Source organism: Methylobacterium sp. AC832 (assembly GCF_979256025.1).
The window spans coordinates 582957-601309 of record NZ_CEEDMV010000001.1; the positions used below are offsets into that span (position 1 = coordinate 582957).

General features: G+C 67.0%; 16 protein-coding genes and 1 tRNA gene. 15 read left to right on the forward strand and 2 right to left on the reverse strand.

The annotated features are described in order from the left end of the window. Positions 1-155 precede the first annotated feature (155 nt). The 8 genes from AC0IXR_RS02735 to AC0IXR_RS02770 all read left to right on the forward strand — a co-directional run bounded on the left by AC0IXR_RS02735 (position 156) and on the right by AC0IXR_RS02770 (position 9970). Positions 156-1562, forward strand: coding sequence for a malonyl-CoA decarboxylase (locus AC0IXR_RS02735; protein WP_056431929.1), 1407 nt, complete (start codon positions 156-158; stop codon positions 1560-1562). Positions 1563-1616: 54 nt separating this feature from the next. After that, a complete protein-coding gene (locus AC0IXR_RS02740) occupies positions 1617-3137 on the forward strand; it encodes a malonate--CoA ligase (RefSeq protein ID WP_471759687.1) in 1521 nt (506 codons plus the stop codon). A 162-nt stretch (positions 3138-3299) separates the two neighbouring features. Continuing rightward, the gene (locus AC0IXR_RS02745) at positions 3300-4379 is read left to right on the forward strand and encodes a YihY/virulence factor BrkB family protein (RefSeq protein WP_082469895.1); all 1080 of its coding nucleotides are present in this window, start codon (positions 3300-3302) and stop codon (positions 4377-4379) included. A gap of 64 nt (positions 4380-4443) precedes the next feature. Further along, a complete protein-coding gene (gene msrB, locus AC0IXR_RS02750) occupies positions 4444-4851 on the forward strand; it encodes a peptide-methionine (R)-S-oxide reductase MsrB (protein WP_471759688.1) in 408 nt (135 codons plus the stop codon). Positions 4852-5143: 292 nt separating this feature from the next. Continuing rightward, positions 5144-6037, forward strand: a complete 894-nt coding sequence (locus AC0IXR_RS02755) for a CYTH domain-containing protein (protein ID WP_311274210.1) — start codon at positions 5144-5146, stop codon at positions 6035-6037. A gap of 266 nt (positions 6038-6303) precedes the next feature. Beyond that, positions 6304-7695 (forward strand): dicarboxylate/amino acid:cation symporter, encoded by a 1392-nt coding sequence (locus AC0IXR_RS02760; RefSeq protein ID WP_471759689.1) that lies wholly within the window; start codon positions 6304-6306, stop codon positions 7693-7695. 9 nt (positions 7696-7704) lie between these two features. After that, positions 7705-8625, forward strand: a complete 921-nt coding sequence (locus AC0IXR_RS02765; protein WP_471759690.1) for an ROK family protein — start codon at positions 7705-7707, stop codon at positions 8623-8625. A 67-nt stretch (positions 8626-8692) separates the two neighbouring features. Then, positions 8693-9970, forward strand: a complete 1278-nt coding sequence (locus AC0IXR_RS02770) for an aspartate aminotransferase type Ic (RefSeq protein WP_419951071.1) — start codon at positions 8693-8695, stop codon at positions 9968-9970. Positions 9971-10209: 239 nt separating this feature from the next. Here AC0IXR_RS02770 and AC0IXR_RS02775 read toward each other — a convergent pair whose 3' ends face one another. Then, a complete protein-coding gene (locus tag AC0IXR_RS02775; RefSeq protein ID WP_246747706.1) occupies positions 10210-10740 on the reverse strand; it encodes a GcrA family cell cycle regulator in 531 nt (176 codons plus the stop codon). A 382-nt stretch (positions 10741-11122) separates the two neighbouring features. Here AC0IXR_RS02775 and AC0IXR_RS02780 point away from each other — a divergent pair, with 382 nt between their 5' ends. From AC0IXR_RS02780 to AC0IXR_RS02795, 4 genes are all read left to right on the forward strand, one after another. Then, a complete protein-coding gene (locus AC0IXR_RS02780; protein WP_471759691.1) occupies positions 11123-12202 on the forward strand; it encodes an ABC transporter ATP-binding protein in 1080 nt (359 codons plus the stop codon). Positions 12203-12327: 125 nt separating this feature from the next. Further along, on the forward strand, positions 12328-13356 hold the full coding sequence (locus AC0IXR_RS02785; protein ID WP_207410196.1) for an extracellular solute-binding protein: 1029 nt from the start codon (positions 12328-12330) through the stop codon (positions 13354-13356). Positions 13357-13367: 11 nt separating this feature from the next. Beyond that, positions 13368-15089 (forward strand): ABC transporter permease, encoded by a 1722-nt coding sequence (locus tag AC0IXR_RS02790; protein ID WP_471759692.1) that lies wholly within the window; start codon positions 13368-13370, stop codon positions 15087-15089. A gap of 130 nt (positions 15090-15219) precedes the next feature. Continuing rightward, a tRNA-Val gene (locus AC0IXR_RS02795) sits at positions 15220-15294 on the forward strand. A gap of 6 nt (positions 15295-15300) precedes the next feature. Here AC0IXR_RS02795 and gph read toward each other — a convergent pair. Continuing rightward, a complete protein-coding gene (gph, locus tag AC0IXR_RS02800) occupies positions 15301-15990 on the reverse strand; it encodes a phosphoglycolate phosphatase (protein WP_207410205.1) in 690 nt (229 codons plus the stop codon). A 280-nt stretch (positions 15991-16270) separates the two neighbouring features. On the opposite strand from gph, the gene AC0IXR_RS02805 reads away from it, so the two are divergent. The 3 genes from AC0IXR_RS02805 to AC0IXR_RS02815 all read left to right on the forward strand — a co-directional run bounded on the left by AC0IXR_RS02805 (position 16271) and on the right by AC0IXR_RS02815 (position 18349). Beyond that, on the forward strand, positions 16271-16825 hold the full coding sequence (locus tag AC0IXR_RS02805) for a hypothetical protein (RefSeq protein WP_471759693.1): 555 nt from the start codon (positions 16271-16273) through the stop codon (positions 16823-16825). Positions 16826-16989: 164 nt separating this feature from the next. Beyond that, positions 16990-17700: a ribose-5-phosphate isomerase RpiA gene (gene rpiA, locus AC0IXR_RS02810; protein WP_471759694.1), complete on the forward strand. Its 711-nt coding sequence runs from the start codon at positions 16990-16992 to the stop codon at positions 17698-17700. Positions 17701-17755: 55 nt separating this feature from the next. Further along, on the forward strand, positions 17756-18349 hold the full coding sequence (locus AC0IXR_RS02815) for a DUF2059 domain-containing protein (RefSeq protein ID WP_156467897.1): 594 nt from the start codon (positions 17756-17758) through the stop codon (positions 18347-18349). Positions 18350-18353: the final 4 nt, after the last annotated feature.

Here is an 18353-nt window from a genome sequence, read left to right on the forward strand (position 1 = left end):
TCACAGGTCGGCCTGCGGCTGCGGCATGGTCCCGCTTTCAAGACCCTGGTCCTCGGTCGCCCCACATCATAGACTGACGGCCATGCAAGGCTGCGTTCCGCGGGGCCGGCATCACCCTAGCCGGGTGACAGGGTTTTTGGGGCAGGCGGCGAGCCATGGCGGCGATTTCGTTTTTCGGCGACCTGCTTCAGACTATCAGCGACCGTGGTCGCGATCTCATCGGCATCGGTCGCGGCGACCTCGCGGCAAGGGCCAACGCGCAGGAACTGATCAAGCTCTGTGAAGACCTGATCTCCAGGCGCGGCGAAGCCTCCGGCGTGGCGCTCGCCCGCCTGATCCTGGAGCGCTATTCGAGCTTGGCAAAGCCCGAGCGTCTCGTCTTCCTCCAGGGTGTCGCCACCGTGTTCGGGGCCGACCATGAAGCGGTGGACGATGCCATCGCCGCCTATCGCCGGGACCCGACCCGCGCCGCGCTCGGCGTCCTGCACGTGGCGGCCGAGCCGCGCAGCCAGGAACTCATCCGCCGCCTCAACCTCGCCCGCAACGGCACCCTCGCTCTGGTGCGGATGCGCGAGGACCTGTTCGCCCTGCGCAAGGAGTTGCGGGGCAGCGAGGCGGATCACGACCTCATCGACGCCGTCGACAGTCTCGACAGCGATTTCGAGCATCTCTTCGCTTCATGGTTCAACCGGGGCTTCCTGGTTCTGCGCCATATCGACTGGACCACGCCGGCCCATATCCTGGAGAAGATCATCCGTTATGAGGCCGTGCACGAGATCGCCGGCTGGGACGAACTGCGCCGGCGGATCGAGCCGTCGGACAGACGCTGTTTCGCTTTCTTTCATCCGGCCCTGCAGGACGAGCCGCTGATCTTCGTCGAAGTGGCACTCACCGGCGGCATTGCCCCGGCCATCGCGCCGATCCTGGCGCATGAGCGCGAGCTGCTTCCGACGCGTGCCGCCACCACGGCCATCTTCTACTCGATCTCGAACTGTCAGAAGGGTTTGGCTGGAATCACCTTCGGCAATTTCCTGATCAAGCAGGTGGTTGAGGATCTCGCCCGCGAAATCCCGAGCCTCAAGACCTTCGTGACCCTGTCGCCGGTGCCCGGCTTCTCTGCCTGGCTCGACCGCGAGCGCCGCTCGGATTCGCCGCAGGGGCTGACGCGCGACGATATCGAGGCGTTGCGGGCCATCGACGAGCCGGGCTGGCACGCCGACAAGGCCAGGGCCGATGCGGTGAAGAAGGCCCTCATCCCGGCGGCCGCCGCCTATTTCCTGCGGGCCAAGAACGAGCGCGGCAAGCCCCTCGACCCGGTGGCGCGCTTCCATCTCGGCAATGGCGCGCGGCTGGAGCGGCTGAACTTCCTCGGCGACGTTTCGCCCAAGGGGCTGAGCCAGTCGCGCGGGCTGATGGTCAATTACCTCTACGATCTCTCGGCCATCGAGAAGAACCACGAAACCTATGCCAATCTCGGCACGGTGGCGGCATCGAGCACCGTCAGCCGCGAACTGAGGTCCAACCTACCGCCGATTCGCGCCGTCGCCCTGGCCGAGGCTTGATTTCGGGGCGTCGTCCGGCCACGGCTGTCGGTTCGATCACGGTTGGACGACGTCATGCGTAACCATCTCTTCGACCTCATCCGGGCGAGCCTGCCCGCCGATCCCGCCTCCCGGACCTTCATCGAGACCGGCGACGGCGCGCGGATCACCTATGCGGACATGCTCGAGCGTTCGGCCGCCTATGCTTCGGCCCTCAAGGCACTCGGGGTGAAGACGGGCGACCGGGTCGCCGTGCAGGTCGAGAAGAGCGCCGAAGTGGTGTTCCTCTATCTCGGCGCGGTTCGGGCGGGCGCCGTCTTCCTGCCGCTCAACACTGCCTACACGGCCCCCGAGATCGCGTATTTCCTGTCGGATGCCGAAGCGTCCCTCTTCGTCTGCGATCCCGCCCGGCTCGCTGCCCTGGAACCCGTCGCCGCCGAGGCGAAGGTCTCAGCGCTGCGTACCCTCGACGGGGCGGGACGCGGCACCATGGCGGAGGCGGCGGACGCGGCCGGCATCGACTTCACGGATGTGGAACGCGGGCCAGACGATCTGGCGGCGATCCTCTACACCTCGGGCACGACCGGGCGCTCGAAGGGCGCCATGCTCAGCCATGACAACCTCGCCTCCAACGCCGTCACCCTGGTGGAGGCCTGGCGCTTCACCGCCGACGATGTGCTGATCCACGCCCTGCCGGTGTTCCACACCCACGGCCTGTTCGTGGCCTCCAACATCGTTCTGCTGGCCGGGGCCACAGCGATCTTCCTGCCGAAATTCGACCCGAAGCAGGTGCTCGCCTTGATGGGCCGGGCGACCTCGATGATGGGCGTGCCGACTTTCTATACGCGCCTCCTCAAGGAGCCGGGCCTGACCCCCGAGGCGGCGGCGACAATCCGTTTGTTCGTCTCCGGCTCGGCCCCGCTTCTGGCCGAGACGCACCGGGACTGGCAGGCCCGCACCGGCCACGCCATCCTCGAACGCTACGGCATGACCGAGACCAACATGAACACCTCGAACCCCTACGAGGGCGAGCGCATCGCCGGCACGGTGGGCCTGCCCCTGCCGGGCGTCTCGCTCAGGGTGGTCGATCCCGAGACGGGACGGGCCTTGCCCGCCGATACGGTGGGGATGATCGAGGTGAAGGGCCCGAACGTGTTCCAGGGCTATTGGCGCATGCCCGAGAAGACGGCCTCCGAATTCAAGGCGGACGGGTTCTTCATCACCGGCGATCTCGGCAAGGTCGACGAGCGCGGCTACGTCCACATCGTCGGGCGCGGCAAGGATCTCATCATCACCGGTGGCTACAACGTCTATCCGAAGGAAGTCGAAAACGAGATCGATGCGCTTCCGGGCGTCATCGAATCCGCCGTGATCGGCCTCGCCCATGCGGATTTCGGCGAGGGCGTCACGGCGATCGTGGTCGCCCGCCCGGACGCGCCGGGAGAGCAGGAGATCCTCCGCATCCTCGAAGGGCGCCTCGCCCGGTTCAAATGCCCCAAGCGTGTGCTCTTCGCCGACGAATTGCCGCGCAATGCCATGGGCAAGGTGCAGAAGAACCTGCTGCGCGAAGCGCATGCGGAACTCTACCGCCGCTGAGGGGCAAGACGGCGGAACGCTTTGGCGGGCCGGCGGTTCTCGTCATCGAACGGCCAAGCTCGCGCCGTCTCCGTACCGGTTGCCGTCATGTCTTCGTCTCAGCCTCACCGTCCCGAGCCTACGGAGCCGGGCTCCACCCATTCGATGATCTGGACTCTGGCGATGGGGGCGGCGCTCGTCGCCCTGTCGCTGGCACCGCGGTCGCGCGGCGCCAGGCGTGAGGCCGAACCGCCCGAGCCGCGCCGCGAAGAAGGTGCCCGTTCGCATAGCGGGCGCAGCGCCGAATGGGTGGCGGCGACACAGGTCCATCGCGGTCGTGCCGCAGACAGTCCGACCGAGATCACCCGCGCCGGCTGGAAGGACATCGCCGTCCGCGTCTATCTGGAATTCAACAAGGACCGCGTGCTCGCGGTCGCCGCCGGGGTCACGTTCTTCACCCTGCTGTCGCTGTTCCCGGCCATAGCCGCCCTGGTCTCCTGCTACGGCCTCGTGGCCGATGTCGGCGCCATCAACGAGCACCTCTCCAGCATGCAGGGCGTGCTGCCCTCCAGCGCCATCGACATCATCGGCGAGCAGGTGAAGCGGATCGCCGCCAAGGATAACGGCACGCTGGGACTGACGTTCTTCTCCAGCCTCGTCCTGTCGCTCTGGAGCGCGAACGCCGCCATGAAGGCGATGTTCGATGCCTTGAACGTGGTCTACGAGGAAGACGAGAAGCGCTCCTTCGTGATGCTGAACCTGCGCTCCCTGACCTTCACCGTCGGGGCGCTCCTGTTCACTATCCTCGCGCTCACCAGCATCGTCGTGCTACCGGTGATCTTCAACTTCTTCGGGTTCGGGCAGGGGGCGAGGCTCATCGCCCTGCTGCGCTGGCCCTTCCTGCTCGTCGTCCTCCTCGGCGGTCTCTCGCTGCTCTACCGCTATGGCCCGAGCCGCGAGCGGCCGCGCTGGCGATGGGTCGGCACCGGTGGCGCTGTGGCGGGCATCCTCTGGCTCGCCGCCTCCATCCTGTTCTCGTGGTATGTCGGCAGCTTCGGCAATTACAACGAGACCTACGGTTCGCTCGGCGCCGCCATCGGCTTCATGACCTGGATCTGGATCTCGACGACGATCGTGCTCCTCGGTGCCGAGATCAATGCCGAAATGGAGCATCAGACCGCTCGGGACACGACGACGGGCCCGGAAAAGCCCATGGGCGACCGCGAGGCACGGATGGCGGACACGGTCGGCGCGGCTGCGTGACAGGGTGCGGGACGGCCTCGGGAGTCCTATTTCTCCAGCCTATCCCGAGGAACCGGAGGCCATCATGAGCGAGACCCAGTCAGGCACCGTCCAGCGCAGCGAGGCCGAGTGGCGCGAGATCCTGACGCCGGACCAGTACCGTGTCCTGCGCGAGCACGGCACGGAGCGGGCGGGCACGAGCTGCCTCAATGCCGAGAAACGTCCCGGCACGTTCCACTGCGCCGGCTGTGATGCCCCGTTATTCGAGAACAGCACGAAATTCGAATCCGGCACCGGTTGGCCGAGCTTCTTCGATCCCATCGACGGCGCGGTGGAGACGACGACCGACCGGAGCCACTGGATGGTGAGGACCGAAGTGCACTGCGCCCACTGCAAAGGTCATCTCGGCCACGTCTTCGATGACGGCCCGGCGCCGACGGGGCTGCGTTATTGCATGAACGGCATTTCACTGCGTTTCGAGCCGAATGCGTGAGCTCATTGGTATAAAAGGATAAAAATCGGGGCCGGGCTTACGAGAGCGGCCTTGATTTAGTCCCATTTTTTCTTAGTCGAAGGGAAGTGGTCTTCCCCTTTGTGTGCCGTCGGCGGTGCGAGGCGGGAAAACGATCGAATTCGGACGGTTCGTGCCGGCCGGTTTCCACAGGCCGGGCATTCCGTCGCTGCCGAAACAGGGTATGGCTTCGAACGGCGCTGACGTTGCGCCCGTGGCGCGGCGCTCCGGAGGAGTGCTTGCCATGATGAGCCGATCCGGGGGGAGAGAATACATGAGTGTCGTTCGTCGGTTTCTGGTCGCGCCTTCGCTCGTCCGCCTGATCCGCAAGGAGCGCGGCGGTTCGAAGATCACCGAGGGCTATTTCGCTCCCCAGGCCGGTCGCACCTCCTATGTCCGCGTCGATGGCCAGAACTGCCATCTCGTCCTCGTCACGACGGCGCCGGACGGAACGTCGAGCGAGGAGCGGACCGACGTTCCCCGCGCCCACGGCGATGCCCTTCTGGATGTCTGCTCCGGCAAGGCGATCTACGACCGTGCCGTGCTCGCGCTCGGTAACGGCCGCGAGGCGCTTGTCGACCGCTACGCGACACCGGGCGCCCTCGACCTGCTCAGCGTCGTGTTCGACGACCCCGCCCAGGCCGCCGCTTTCGTACCCCCGGCCTGGTTCGGCGACGACGTCACCGAGAATTCCGCCTATGACCGCCATTCCGTGGCGATCCAGGGTGTGCCGCAAACCGGCGAGGTTCCCCTGAACAACGCCGCCCTCGAAGCGATCCTCGATCTGCTCGAACCGCGCTTCGGCTTCGGCCGCTTCAATGCCCCGCCGCCGAAGGCCGGTGAGGACGAGGCGACCCTTCGGGCGAACCGCCGCGCTGCCGCCCTGGCTGCCAAGGCGGCCGCTCCTGCGGCCATCCCGGTGGAAGAGCCCGCACCGCAACCCGTCGTTGAGGAACGGAGCGAGGAGCGTCGGGAAGAGCCCGCGGCGGCGGAGGAGACCGCGACGGACACTCCGATCCGCACTGATGCCCGCATCGACGACGTCATCGAAAGCCTGTCGCAGGCTCTGGGCGCGTCTCAACCGTCCCGCGCTCCTGCACGCGACGACGATCCGGCCGCCGAATTCGAGCGCTGGACCGTGCGCCCCCGCCGTACTCCGCAGACCTGAACCCTGGGACCGGAGGTGGGTCATGCCCATCTCCGGGCTCCTCGCGAGGAGCCAGCGGCACCGGGCAGATCCGGCAAAGTGGATGACCAACGATTGTATGCAGTAGCGCGACAGAAGCTCGGCGCGTTACAGAAGCAGCCCATCCTCACGGTTTCGGCGAGAAACAAAGATTATCTCTCATAGCCGCGTTGAGGCGAGGGATTAAACTCGCTAGCGTCTCGCCAAGACAGACGAGCGTGCGCCCAACGAGGCGCCTGTGAGGGAACATGGTTCAGACCACCGTCCATGCCGGAGGCAGCGCGCCGGCAGCACCGACACCTCACGAACTTTGGTACAAGGTCCTCTACATCCAGGTGCTGATCGCCATCGCGCTCGGCATCCTGCTCGGATATCTGCACCCCGAATGGGGCAAGTCCGTCAAGTGGTTGGGCGACGCCTTCATCGCCCTGATCAAGATGATGATCGCGCCGATCATCTTCTGTACCATCGTCCACGGCATCGCCTCCATCGGCGACCTGAAGAAGGTCGGCCGCGTAGGCTTGAAGGCGCTGGTCTATTTCGAGGTGGTCTCGACCATTGCGCTTCTCATCGGCGTGCTTGTGGGTGAGGTGGTGAAGCCGGGCGCCGGTTTCAATGCCGATGTGAGCAAGCTCGACGGTAAATCGGTTGAGAAATACGCCAAGATCGCCGCCGACGATTCCGTCACCGGCCACATCATGGCTCTGATCCCGAAGAGCTTCTTCGACGCTTTCGCCACGGGCGACCTGCTCCAGGTTCTTCTCATCTCGATCCTCACCGGCGTCGTGGTGACCGGCATGGGCAAGCGCGGCGAGGCGATCACGCACGCCATCGACACGGCCGGCCAGATCTTCTTCCGCATCATCGGCCTCGTGGTGAAGCTCGCCCCCATCGGTGCCTTCGGCGCCATGGCCTTCACCATCGGCCAGTACGGCATAGGCAAGGTGATCGATCTCGCCTGGCTCGTCGGTACCTTCTACGTCACCGCCTTCCTGTTCGTGGTTCTGGTTCTGGGCGGCATCGCCCGGGTGGCCGGCTTCTCGATCTTCAAGTTCCTGGCCTACATCAAGGACGAACTCCTCATCGTGCTCGGCACCTCGTCCTCCGAGACGGTGCTGCCGCACATGATGACGAAGATGCGCCGCCTGGGCGCCTCGGATTCCGTCGTGGGCCTGGTGATCCCCACCGGCTACTCGTTCAACCTCGACGGCACCAACATCTATATGACGCTGGCGTCGCTGTTCCTGGCTCAGGCCGTGGGTGCGGACCTGTCGTTCGGCCAGTACGCCACCATCATCCTGGTCGCGATGCTGACCTCGAAGGGAGCCTCCGGCGTCACGGGCGCCGGCTTCATCACTCTTGCGGCCACGCTCAGCGCCATCCCGAACAATCCGGTGCCGGTGGCCGCCATGACCCTGATCCTGGGTGTCGACAAGTTCATGTCGGAGTGCCGGGCCATCACCAACCTGATCGGCAACGGCGTCGCCACGGTGGTGGTCAGCCGCTGGGAGGGTGAACTCGATCAGGAGAAGCTGAACCAGGTCATGGCGCATCCCTTCTCCATCGGCACCGACATTTCCGACCACGCGCCGAACATGGACCAGGAGCCTGCTCCCCGTCCGGCGGTCGCTGCACAATAGGGCCAGGACATGGACCCGGCGCATCTCCGCATCGGGATCGACCTCGGCGGCACCAAGATCGCCGGCATCGTTCTCGATGCCGGCGGAGCCGTTCGCGCCGATGGCCGGATCCCGACCCCGAGGGACGATTACGACGCGACCCTCGACGCGATCGTGTCGCTCGTCCTGCGGATGGAGCGCGAGGCAGGCGGCATCGGCAGTGTCGGCATTGGTATGCCTGGCGCGGTCTCGCCACGCAGCGGCCTCGTGAAGAACGCCAACTCGGTCTGGCTGAACGGCAGGCCCTTCGTCATCGATCTCGAGGCGCGGCTCGGTCGACCGGTCCGAGCGGAGAACGATGCCAATTGCCTCGCGGTCTCCGAGGCGGTGGATGGCGCGGGTGCCGGGGCGCGGGTCGTCTGGGCGATCATACTAGGGACCGGCGTCGGTTCCGGCATCGCCATCGACGGTGTGGCCCTGTCGGGCGCCAACCGCATCGCGGGCGAATGGGGGCACAATCCACTTCCCGCGCCCCGCGACGACGAACGGCCCGGTCCCGCCTGCTATTGCGGTCGGAAGGGCTGTATCGAGACGTGGCTCTCCGGGCCGGGGTTCGCCGCCGACCATGGCAGGCGCACCGGAGCGGCCGCCCCGACGGGCGAATCCGTCATTGCCGCCGCGCGGGCGGGCGATGCAGCTGCATGCGAAAGTGTCGCTTGCTATCGGGACAGGCTCGCCCGCGCGATGGCCGGCGTGATCAACGTGCTCGACCCCGATGTGGTGGTTCTCGGTGGTGGGCTGTCGACCGTGCCGGAACTGACCGCCGACCTGGCCGGACTGATCCGTCCGCATGTCTTCTCGGGAGAATGCGAGACGCCGATCCGGGTGAGCCGCCACGGCGACGCTTCCGGCGTGCGGGGTGCAGCCTGGTTATGGGGCCTCCACGCCTGAACCTCTCCCCATCGTTCCCCGCAGCCGGTATGGACGGGGCATCGCATAACGACGTGAGCGTATTCCCATGACGAGTCTGGCTTCCCTCGATCCCGCCGCCCGCGACGCACTTCACGCAGAGGCCCGCGACGCCTACGAGGCCTTCAAGGCCCGTGGCCTGAAGCTCGACATGACCCGCGGCAAGCCGTCGCCCGAGCAGCTCGACCTGTCCAGCGCGATGATGTCCCTTCCGGGGAACGGCGACCACTTCGCCGAGGCCGGCGACGATGCGCGCAATTACGGCGGCCTCCAAGGCCTGCCAGAGGCGCGCGCCCTGTTCGCGCCGATGGTGCAGGCGCCGGCCGCCCAGATCGTCATCGGTGACAATTCCAGCCTCGCGCTCATGCACGATTGCATCGCCTGGGCTCTGCTGAAGGGCGTGCCCGGCTCGGAGAAGCCCTGGTCGAAGGAAGAGGAGCCGGTCTTCCTTTGTCCCGTCCCGGGCTATGACCGCCACTTCGCCATCTGCGAGGCCCTGGGCATCCGCATGCTGCCCGTCCCCATGACCGGCGAAGGGCCGGACATGGACGTGGTCGAGAAGCTTGCCGCCGATCCCGCGGTCAAGGGCATGTGGTGCGTGCCGAAATACGCCAATCCGAGCGGCGAGACCTATTCCGACGAGACAGTCCGGCGCCTCGCTTCCATGAAGACGGGCGCTCCCGACTTCCGCCTTTTCTGGGACAACGCGTACACGGTCCATCACCTCACCGCGACGCGCCACCCCCTCGCCGACATCCTCACCCTCTGCGAGGAAGCCGGCCATCCCGACCGACCCTTCATCTTCGCCTCGACCTCCAAGATCACCCTGGCGGGAGCGGGCATCGCCGTGTTCGCCTCCTCGCCGGAAAACGTGCGCTGGTTCCTCGGCCGCTCGTTCTTCCGCACCATCGGGCCGGACAAGCTCAACCAGCTGCGCCACGTCCGCTTCCTCAAGGACATGGCCGGCATCGAGGCGCATATGGAGAAGCAGCGTGCGCTCATCGCGCCGAAGTTTCAGGCCGTTCTCGACGCGCTGGAGGCCCGGCTCGGCGGAACCGGCGCAGCCACCTGGACGAAGCCCGAAGGCGGCTACTTCATCACCGTCGATACGGTGGACGGCGCGGCGCAGCGGACCGTTGCCCTCGCCAAGGAAGCCGGCATCGCCCTGACGCCCGCCGGTGCGACCTCGCCCTATGGACGCGACCCGCATGACCGCACCCTGCGCCTCGCCCCGACCTTCCCCTCACTCTCGGACGTGAAGGCGGCGGCGGAGGGGATCGCGCTCTGCATCCTCCTCGCCGGACTGGAGACACAGCAGGCGGCCTGACCAGCGTCGGCCGCCATCGTTCCCCTCGGCCTGAGGGGGCGATGGCGGCCGAAGGTAAGTCACGGACGGATCCCTAACGCTCTCTTTGCCCGTGATGGGGACGGAGGGCGGACCCGGCATCGCTCGATAAGCGACCGGCGCGTGATCGGATGGCCGGCATGTGAGCGTGAAGCGCGATAGGCGAGACCAAGTACGGCGTCGCCCCCGGGGGCGACGGTGATGCGGCCGAACCTAGTCGTTCAGCGGAATCCGCCGACGCGACGATCCCGCTTACGCTCGGCGGCCGGTTGATACGCGATCTGAGCGTGGTGAGTGCAATAGGGCAGGCCGGTGATCGAGCGGTCGCCGCAATAGTGGAAATCCGGCGAGGTCGGATCGCCCAGCGGCCAGCGGCACATGGATTCGCGTAGATCCATGATCGTCACGCGCTTGGACACGGCCAGCGGCGTGGCTTGGGGCATGACCAAGGCGGTTGTCTCGGGAAATGCCAGGCTCGGCGTGGCGACGGGATCGGCCACGGGGGCGAATTCCACGACCGTGTCGGCCTCGGTCTCGGGTGCCCGTGCCGCGGGCTTCTTCCGGCCATTACCCGGCGAATCCGCTGCCTTCACGCGGCCCGAAAGGCCGAGCCTGTGGACTTTGCCGATGACCGCATTGCGGGTGACCCCGCCGAGCTGGGCCGCGATCTGGCTCGCGCTCAGGCCCTCGTCCCAGAGACGCCGCAGTAGCTCGACACGCTCGTCCGTCCAGCCAGCACCGGTATCCGTCATCGCCCCCTCCGACATCCGCTCGATTCCCCCGACCGGCACCGAACGAACCCTGCGAAAACCCGCATGGCCTGTCCGTCCAATACCATACAGATGGTGGTCGCCCAGGGCACCCTTACGACGACGATCGGAACCGTACAGGACGCTTCGATGCCGATGCAAGGCCGCCTGAAAGCCGGGACGGACTTTCCACCGGCAAACCGTCGGGGGCGTCTCGGCTGTATTCTGAAGGGGCGGCGGCGATGCGGCTCCACCATGAGTGCGACGGCATAATCCTCCTCCGCATCCGACCGCATCGCCCGCCGGCCCAGCTTTCCCTTGACCTGACGCGGGATCGGGCGAGAAGCGCGTGTTTCACCAAGAGCCGAGAAGTGAAGGACAGGTCATGGTCGCGCCCGATCCGACCGAGGGACGCCGCTCCGGCGAGGTGCCGACACGCCTCGAAACACGCGGCCTGCGTGTCGATTTCGGTCGCAAGCTCGCCCTCGACGACGTCTCCCTCGCCGTTCGCGTGGGCGAGATCATCGCCCTTCTGGGTGATTCCGGCTGCGGCAAGAGCACCCTGCTACGTGCGGTGGCGGGGCTCGAACAGCCAAGCGGCGGCCTCGTCCTTCTCGATGGGCAGATCATGGGTCCGAGGGTGCCGCCGGAAGAGCGGGGCGTCGGATTGATGTTCCAGGACTACGCCCTGTTCCCCCACCTCACCGTCATGCAGAACGTTCGCTTCGGCCTTCACCGGCTGCGCGCCGATGAGGCCGATGCCGTGGCGAGGTCGCGGCTGGAACAGGTCGGCCTCGCCGACCGGGCCGCGAGTTATCCCGGCGACCTGTCCGGCGGCGAGAGCCAGCGCGTGGCGCTCGCCCGCGCGTTGGCGCCGGGGCCACGCGTGCTGCTCCTCGACGAGCCCTTCTCCAATCTCGACCGGCGTAACCGCGACCGGGTCCGGGCCGACACGATCTCGGTCCTGCGCGCCACGGGCGCGACGGCGCTCCTGGTGACGCACGACCCGGAGGAGGCCTTGCTGGTGAGTGACCGTATCGTCCTGATGCGGAGCGGCCGCATCGTCCAGATCGGCACCGGTACGGATCTCTACCGGCGTCCCGTCTCGCATTTCGCCGCGAGCTTCTTCGGCGATCTCATCGCTTTCCCCACGCGCTGCATCGACGGCGCGGCAACGACGCCGCTCGGCATGTTTCCGGCGCCGGGAATCGCCAGCGGCGCAAGGGTGGCCGCCTGCGTCAGGCCCGAGGCGATTCTGCTATCCGGCGCGGAAACCGGTCATCCGGCGCGGGTCATCCGCCGGCGCTTCCTCGGACCCGTCGCGGAATTGACCCTGGCGGCGGACGGGTTCTCCGACACGTTCCGCCTCACCGTCGCGGAAGAGACATCGGCGGGGGAGGGCGATTGCGTCGGCCTGAAGCTCGCGAACGGCGCGGGGTTGGTTTTTCCGCTCGAGACGGATTAATTCCGCTTGGATGCTCGTGCTTGGCAATATCCAGAAGTATAGTTTTTAACGATAATAAACTGAAGACATAAGTCTTGCTTTTCTCGTGAAGATGCGGCCCAGAACCGTTCGCCACGGGAAGAGGAATGGACGTCATGGTCGGTTGGGTCTCGAAATGTCTGGTCGGCGGCGCGACGGCTTTCGCCTGGATCTCCGGAGCGACGGCCGCCGAGGTCAATATCTACACCACGCGCGAGCCCGGCCTGATCAAGCCCCTGCTCGATGCCTACACGGCCAAGAGCGGCGTCACCGTCAACACCGTTTTCGTCGAGAAGGGCCTCGCCGAGCGTGTGGCCTCCGAGGGCGAGCGGTCTAAGGCGGACGTGCTCATGACCGTCGATATCGGCAATCTCATCGAACTCGTGGATCGCGGCCTGGCGCAGCCGGTCCGTACGGAGACCTTGGAAGCCGCCGTCCCGGCCCCCCTGCGCGATGCCGGTGGTCTCTGGTACGCCCTCTCCATGCGCGCCCGCGTCGCCTATGCCGACAAGGACCTCGCGGAGAAGGCCCTGACCTACGAGGATCTCGCCGACCCGAAATGGAAGGGCAAGCTCTGCCTGCGCGCGGGCCAGCACCCTTACAACACGGCGCTCATCGCCCATTACATCGTCAAGCACGGGCCGGATAAGGCGAAGGAATGGCTGACCGGCGTGAAGGCCAACCTCGCGCGCAAGCCGGCCGGCGGCGACCGTGACGTAGCCCGCGATATCCTGGCCGGAACCTGCACCGTCGGTCTCGGCAACTCGTACTATGTCGGGCTGATGCGCTCGGGCAAGGGTGGCCCGGATCAGCAGAAATGGGGCGACGGGATCAAGGTCGTGCTGCCGGTCTTTACGAGCGGTGGCACCCATGTGAACGTCTCCGGCGCCGTCGTCGCGAAAGGCGCGCCGAACCGCGACGAAGCGGTCAAGCTTCTCGAATACCTCGTCTCGGACGAGGGCCAGGGCCTCTATGCGAAGGCCAATTTCGAGTATCCGGTGAAGGTGGGCGCGCCGATCGACCCCCAGCTCACCGCGCTGGGCCCGCTGACCATCGATACCGTGCCCCTGGCCGAGATCGCCCGTAACCGGAAGGCCGCGAGCCTGCTGGTGGATACGGTCGGCTTCGACAACTGAAGTCCAGGCCGATGCGGGTGGCTGCCGAACTGGCCGGATCGGAGGCCGCGCTCGGCACGGGCGTCGTTCCGCGCCCCGCGTCGCGCCTGCGCGCCGGGCCTCTCGCCTGGGCGGCGGGAGCGCTGGCGCTCGCCGCCCTGATCCTGAGCCCGGTCGTATCCCTGGCGCTGACGGCGGCGGGGGGATCGAGCGAGGTCTGGCCGCATCTCCTGGCGCATGTCCTGCCGCAGGCGACGCTCACCACTGCGTTGCTCCTCGGCGGCGTCGGCCTCCTCGTCGTCATGCTCGGGGTCGGCTCCGCCTGGCTTGTCTCAGCCTACGAGTTCCGGGGCCGACGTCTCCTGGAAATCGGGTTGCTGCTGCCCTTGGCGGTGCCGACCTACATCGTCGCCTTCGCCTATCTCGACCTGCTTCATCCGATAGGCCCGGTCCAGACCGCGCTACGCGATGCTCTCGGCGTCGCGCGGCCGAAGGATCTGCTGCTGCCCGAGATCAGGTCCCTGCCGGGCTGCATCCTGCTTCTCGGCTTCGTGCTCTATCCATACGTCTACCTGCCGACGCGGGCGCTGTTCCTGATGCAGGCAGGCACGCTCATCGAGGCGGCGCGCATTCTCGGACGGTCGCCGATGGCGGTCTTCTTCCACGTCGCCTTGCCGCTGGCGCGCCCCGCCATCGCCCTCGGCACCAGCCTCGCCCTGATGGAGACGCTCAACGATATCGGCGCCGCCGAATTTCTCGGCGTAAGGACGCTCACGGTTCAGGTCTACGCCACCTGGATCAACCGCTCCGATCTGCCCGGCGCCGCGCAGATCGCCCTGGTCATGCTGGCAATGGTGCTCCTGCTGCTGGCAGCCGAACGCTGGGGCCGGCGCGGGCGCGGCTATTCCGGCACGGCACAGCGCCAGCGCGGCATGTCCCGCCATCGCCTGTCCGGCGCGTCGGTCCTGGCCGCCTTGTGTCTCGGCACTCTTCCCATCGCCATCGGTTTCCTGATTCCGGCGGCCTATCTGGTCCATTCCGCCATCGCCCGCGTGACCCGGCTGGGATTTCCCCGGGGAGTCATCGCCGAGGCGGGAAACACTCTGCTCTATGCCGGCCTCGCCACCCTGCTGGCGGCGATATGCGGCTTCCTCGTCGCAGCCGGACCGCGCCTCGTCGCTCGGCGTTTCGGGCAGGGGTTGATCCGTATCGCCGCCCTTGGCTACGCGCTCCCCGGCGCGATCCTGGCGATCGGGCTCCTCGGCCCGCTGGCTCTCGCCGATGCCTCCCTGTCCCGTGTCACGACGGCGCTCTTCGGCGTCGCCCCGGCCATCATCGGGGTCGGCGCGGGTGGTGCCCTCGTCATCGCCTATCTGGTGCGCTTCCTCGCGGTTGGCGTCGGCGCCTGCGAGGCCGGCCTGTCGAAAGTGCCGGTCTCCCTTGGGGAAGCCGGGCGCATGCTCGGCCGGGGGCCCGTCGGCACGCTGATGCGCGTCCACCTGCCGATGACGTGGCCGGCTTTGCTGAGCGGCGCGCTCCTCGTCTTCGTCGACTGCGTCAAGGAACTGCCCGCGACCCTGCTCCTGCGCCCGCTCAACGTCGAGACCCTCGCGACCCATCTCTACGGGGAGGCGGTGCGCGGTACTTACGAGGATGGCGCAGTGGCGGCCCTCCTCATTGTCGTCGTCGGCCTGATCCCGGTGGCTTTGCTCCTCCGCTTCGGCTCGCCGGAGCGGGCCCCGAGGGGCGGTTGAGGTTCAGGATCGAGGCCGTTCGCCGGGCGTCCGAACCTTATCGTATGCCGGCCCGGCATAGTCGCTGCCGACCAACGCGACAGAGGCTCTTGACGGGCGCGTGGGCCTCGCCCTAGAAGGCCCTCGGTCCGGGTGCGTAGCTCAGCGGGAGAGCATTCGCTTCACACGCGAAGGGTCACAGGTTCGATCCCTGTCGCGCCCACCATTCCCCTCAAGCCGCAGCGATAGCCGGCACGAGGGTCTCGACCGCATCCACCAAGTCATCGAAATGCTGGATCACCCGCGTGGGGCCGAGTTGCTCTACCGGCAGGTCGGTATAGCCGAACGGCACTGCGATCACCGGAATGCCGGCAGCCTTCGCGGCATCGATATCGGCGCGGGAATCACCCACCATCACCGCGCGCGAGACGTCGCCCTTCGCCTGCTCCACCGTGAGGGTGATATGGGCCGGATTGGGCTTGTAGACCGGGAACGTGTCGCGGCCGCAGATGGCGGCGAAGCGGCCGGCAACACCGAGCTCCTCAAGCAGTTGCTTGGCATGGGCCTCGACCTTGTTGGTGCAGACCGCCAGCAGGAAGCCGCGGGCGCTCAGCATCTCGAGCGCCGTCTCGACGCCGGGGAACAGGTAGGAATGCTCGCTGAGATGCCGGCCGTAATGGTCGAGGAAATCCACGAACAGGGTCTGCAGCCTTGTGTCGTCGAGCGTTTCCCCCGCCGCCTCGAAGCCCCGCTGGATCAGCGCCTTCGCGCCGGCGCCGATCATGTCGCGGGCTTGATCCAGGGGCAGTGTCGGCAGGCCTTCGCGGGTGAGGATCGCGTTGAGGGTGCCGACGAGGTCGCCCGCGGTCTCGGCAAGGGTTCCGTCGAGGTCGAACACGACGATGGGCGGCAGGCTTGGCATGGTGGCTCGCTGGGTTCTATGGGTCGGTAAAGGGCGCGATGGTGAAGAACCGGTTTGCGCGGCGGTCCCCGCCCGATAAAGCGGCATGGCCCATTGGGAAAAGCCGGTTAGGGGACAAGGACTTACGCGATCGACCCGGATCCGGTATCCGATTCCACCCTCTAGAATCGTGACGTGGTGCGATCAAGGCATTCGCGAGCGGGTCACGGTTGCGCCGCAAGGCCGCTATAGGGGAGCGGCCGTGAGATTCCCTTGTCTTCATCCGGACACGAAGGCGACCATGCGTTCGACCCTGCCGACCGATCCCGCGTTCACACTCATGGTTCCGGCCACTTCCGCGCGTTCGCGGGGACGGCGCTGGAGCAATTTTGGATGCCGGGTAGCGATTACCCTCAGCGTTCTCGCCGGCACTGTTGGCGCCGCGTCCGCCGCCTCCTTCGAGTTCGTGCCCGCGCCGCAGATCGACCTCAACAGGGTTTATCGCGTGGACAAGGTCACCGGCGAGGTCACGTCCTGTCAGTACGGTCTGCGCGAGGGTGCGGTGGGCAGCGTCGGCCTCACCGTGTGCTACGGCTCAGGGGAGGGCGCCAGCGCCCAGGCCCCGTCCGAATATGGCCTCGTCGCCTCCCGCCACACCCGGGAGGCCGGGGTGTTCCGCGTCAACTACCGCACGGGTGAGATGAGCATCTGCTACGTCCAGCTTCAGAAGGAAGCGGTGGTGTGCACGGCCCAGGCGAACCCGGCCACCAGCGGTCCCGAAGAGGCCGTGGCCACGGGGCAGGCGCCCGGCCGAGCGGGGCCGAGTGCCACGCCGCCCCAGAACACCCGGCCCTGACGACAATCGCTGCGTGTTCTCGGCAAGTGCCGCGTTCGGCAAGTGCTCCGTTGGACGCCGTTGCCAGCCGTGCTAGGGCCTCGGGACTTTCAGCGGCCCAGCCCGTAGCCCGAGAGCCCATCCATGCATCTGGTCCCCGCCCTCCCGACGAACCGGTCTCCCTCGTGAGCGGACCCGATCTGCGTCGTGCCGCCGCCGCCCGCGCCCTCGACCTCGTCGAGGATGGGATGCGACTCGGCATCGGTACCGGCAGCACCGCCAACGTGTTCGTGGAGCTTCTCGGCGCCAGGGTGCGCGAGGGACTCAAGGTGACGGGTGTACCGACCTCGGAGGCGACGCGAATCGCCGCCGAGCGCGTCGGCATTCCCCTGGCCACCCTCGAAGACCTGCCCGAACTCGACCTCACCATCGATGGCGCTGATGAGATCGATGCCGCGATGCGTCTGGTGAAGGGCGGCGGCGGCGCACTCCTGCGCGAAAAGATCGTGGCTTTCGCGAGCCGCCGTATGGTGGTGATCGCCGACGCGGCGAAATCCGTGACCACCCTCGGCGCGTTTCCGCTGCCGGTGGAGGTCAATTCGTTCGGCCTCGGCGCTACCCGCATCGCCGTGGGAAAGGCCATCGAGAGTGCTGGCTGCGCGGGCGATCTCGTGCTGCGCTTTGGACCCGGCGGCTCGCCCTTCGTGACAGATGGCGGCCATCTCATCCTCGATGCCCATCTGAAGGTCATCGCCGATCCCGAACGCCTGTCCGCCGCGCTTTGGGCGGTGCCCGGCGTGGTCGAGCACGGTCTGTTCATCGGGCTCGCCACGGGCGCTATCCTGGCGGAGGCCCGTGACGAGCAGGCGCATGTCACCTGTCTCGGCGCGGTCTGACGCGCTTCCCCATCCGCTTGATTTCTCGACCGACACGTCTTTCCGGAGCGCTCGCATGTCCCGCCGCCCCCTCTTTTTCGTCCTGACCGCCTCGGTCCTCGCCGGAATCCTCTCCGTCTCGGCTCCGACCGCCGGCCTAGCTCAAGCGCAGAAGCCTGCCGCGCCGGCCAAGCCCGGGGCCAAGCCCGCTGCGCCCGCGCCTTCGACGCCCGCGGCCCAGCAGCCGACCTACACGCCGAACCATCTGGCCCTGGCCCGCGAAGTCACCCTCAGCTCCGGCATCGCCCGGTCGTTCGACTCAATTCTTCCGGCCTTTGGCCAGCAGATCAAACAGGCGGCCATCACCCGCCCGGACCTGACCAAGGATCTCGATGAGGTTCTCACCTCCCTGGCGCCCGAGATGGAACTGCAAAAGCAGATGATGATCGAGACGGCGGCCAAGATCTACGCGAGCCGCCTGTCCGAGGCGGAGCTCACCGAGATCGTCGCCTTCTTCCATTCGGCGGCGGGCAAGCGCTACGTCGAGACCCAGCCGCAGGTGCTCGACGAGATCGTCCAGGCCATGCAGAACTGGACCCAGGGTGTGTCCGAATACATGATGGTCCGTGTGCGTGCCGAGATGGGCAAGCGCGGCCACGAACTCCAGTAACCGT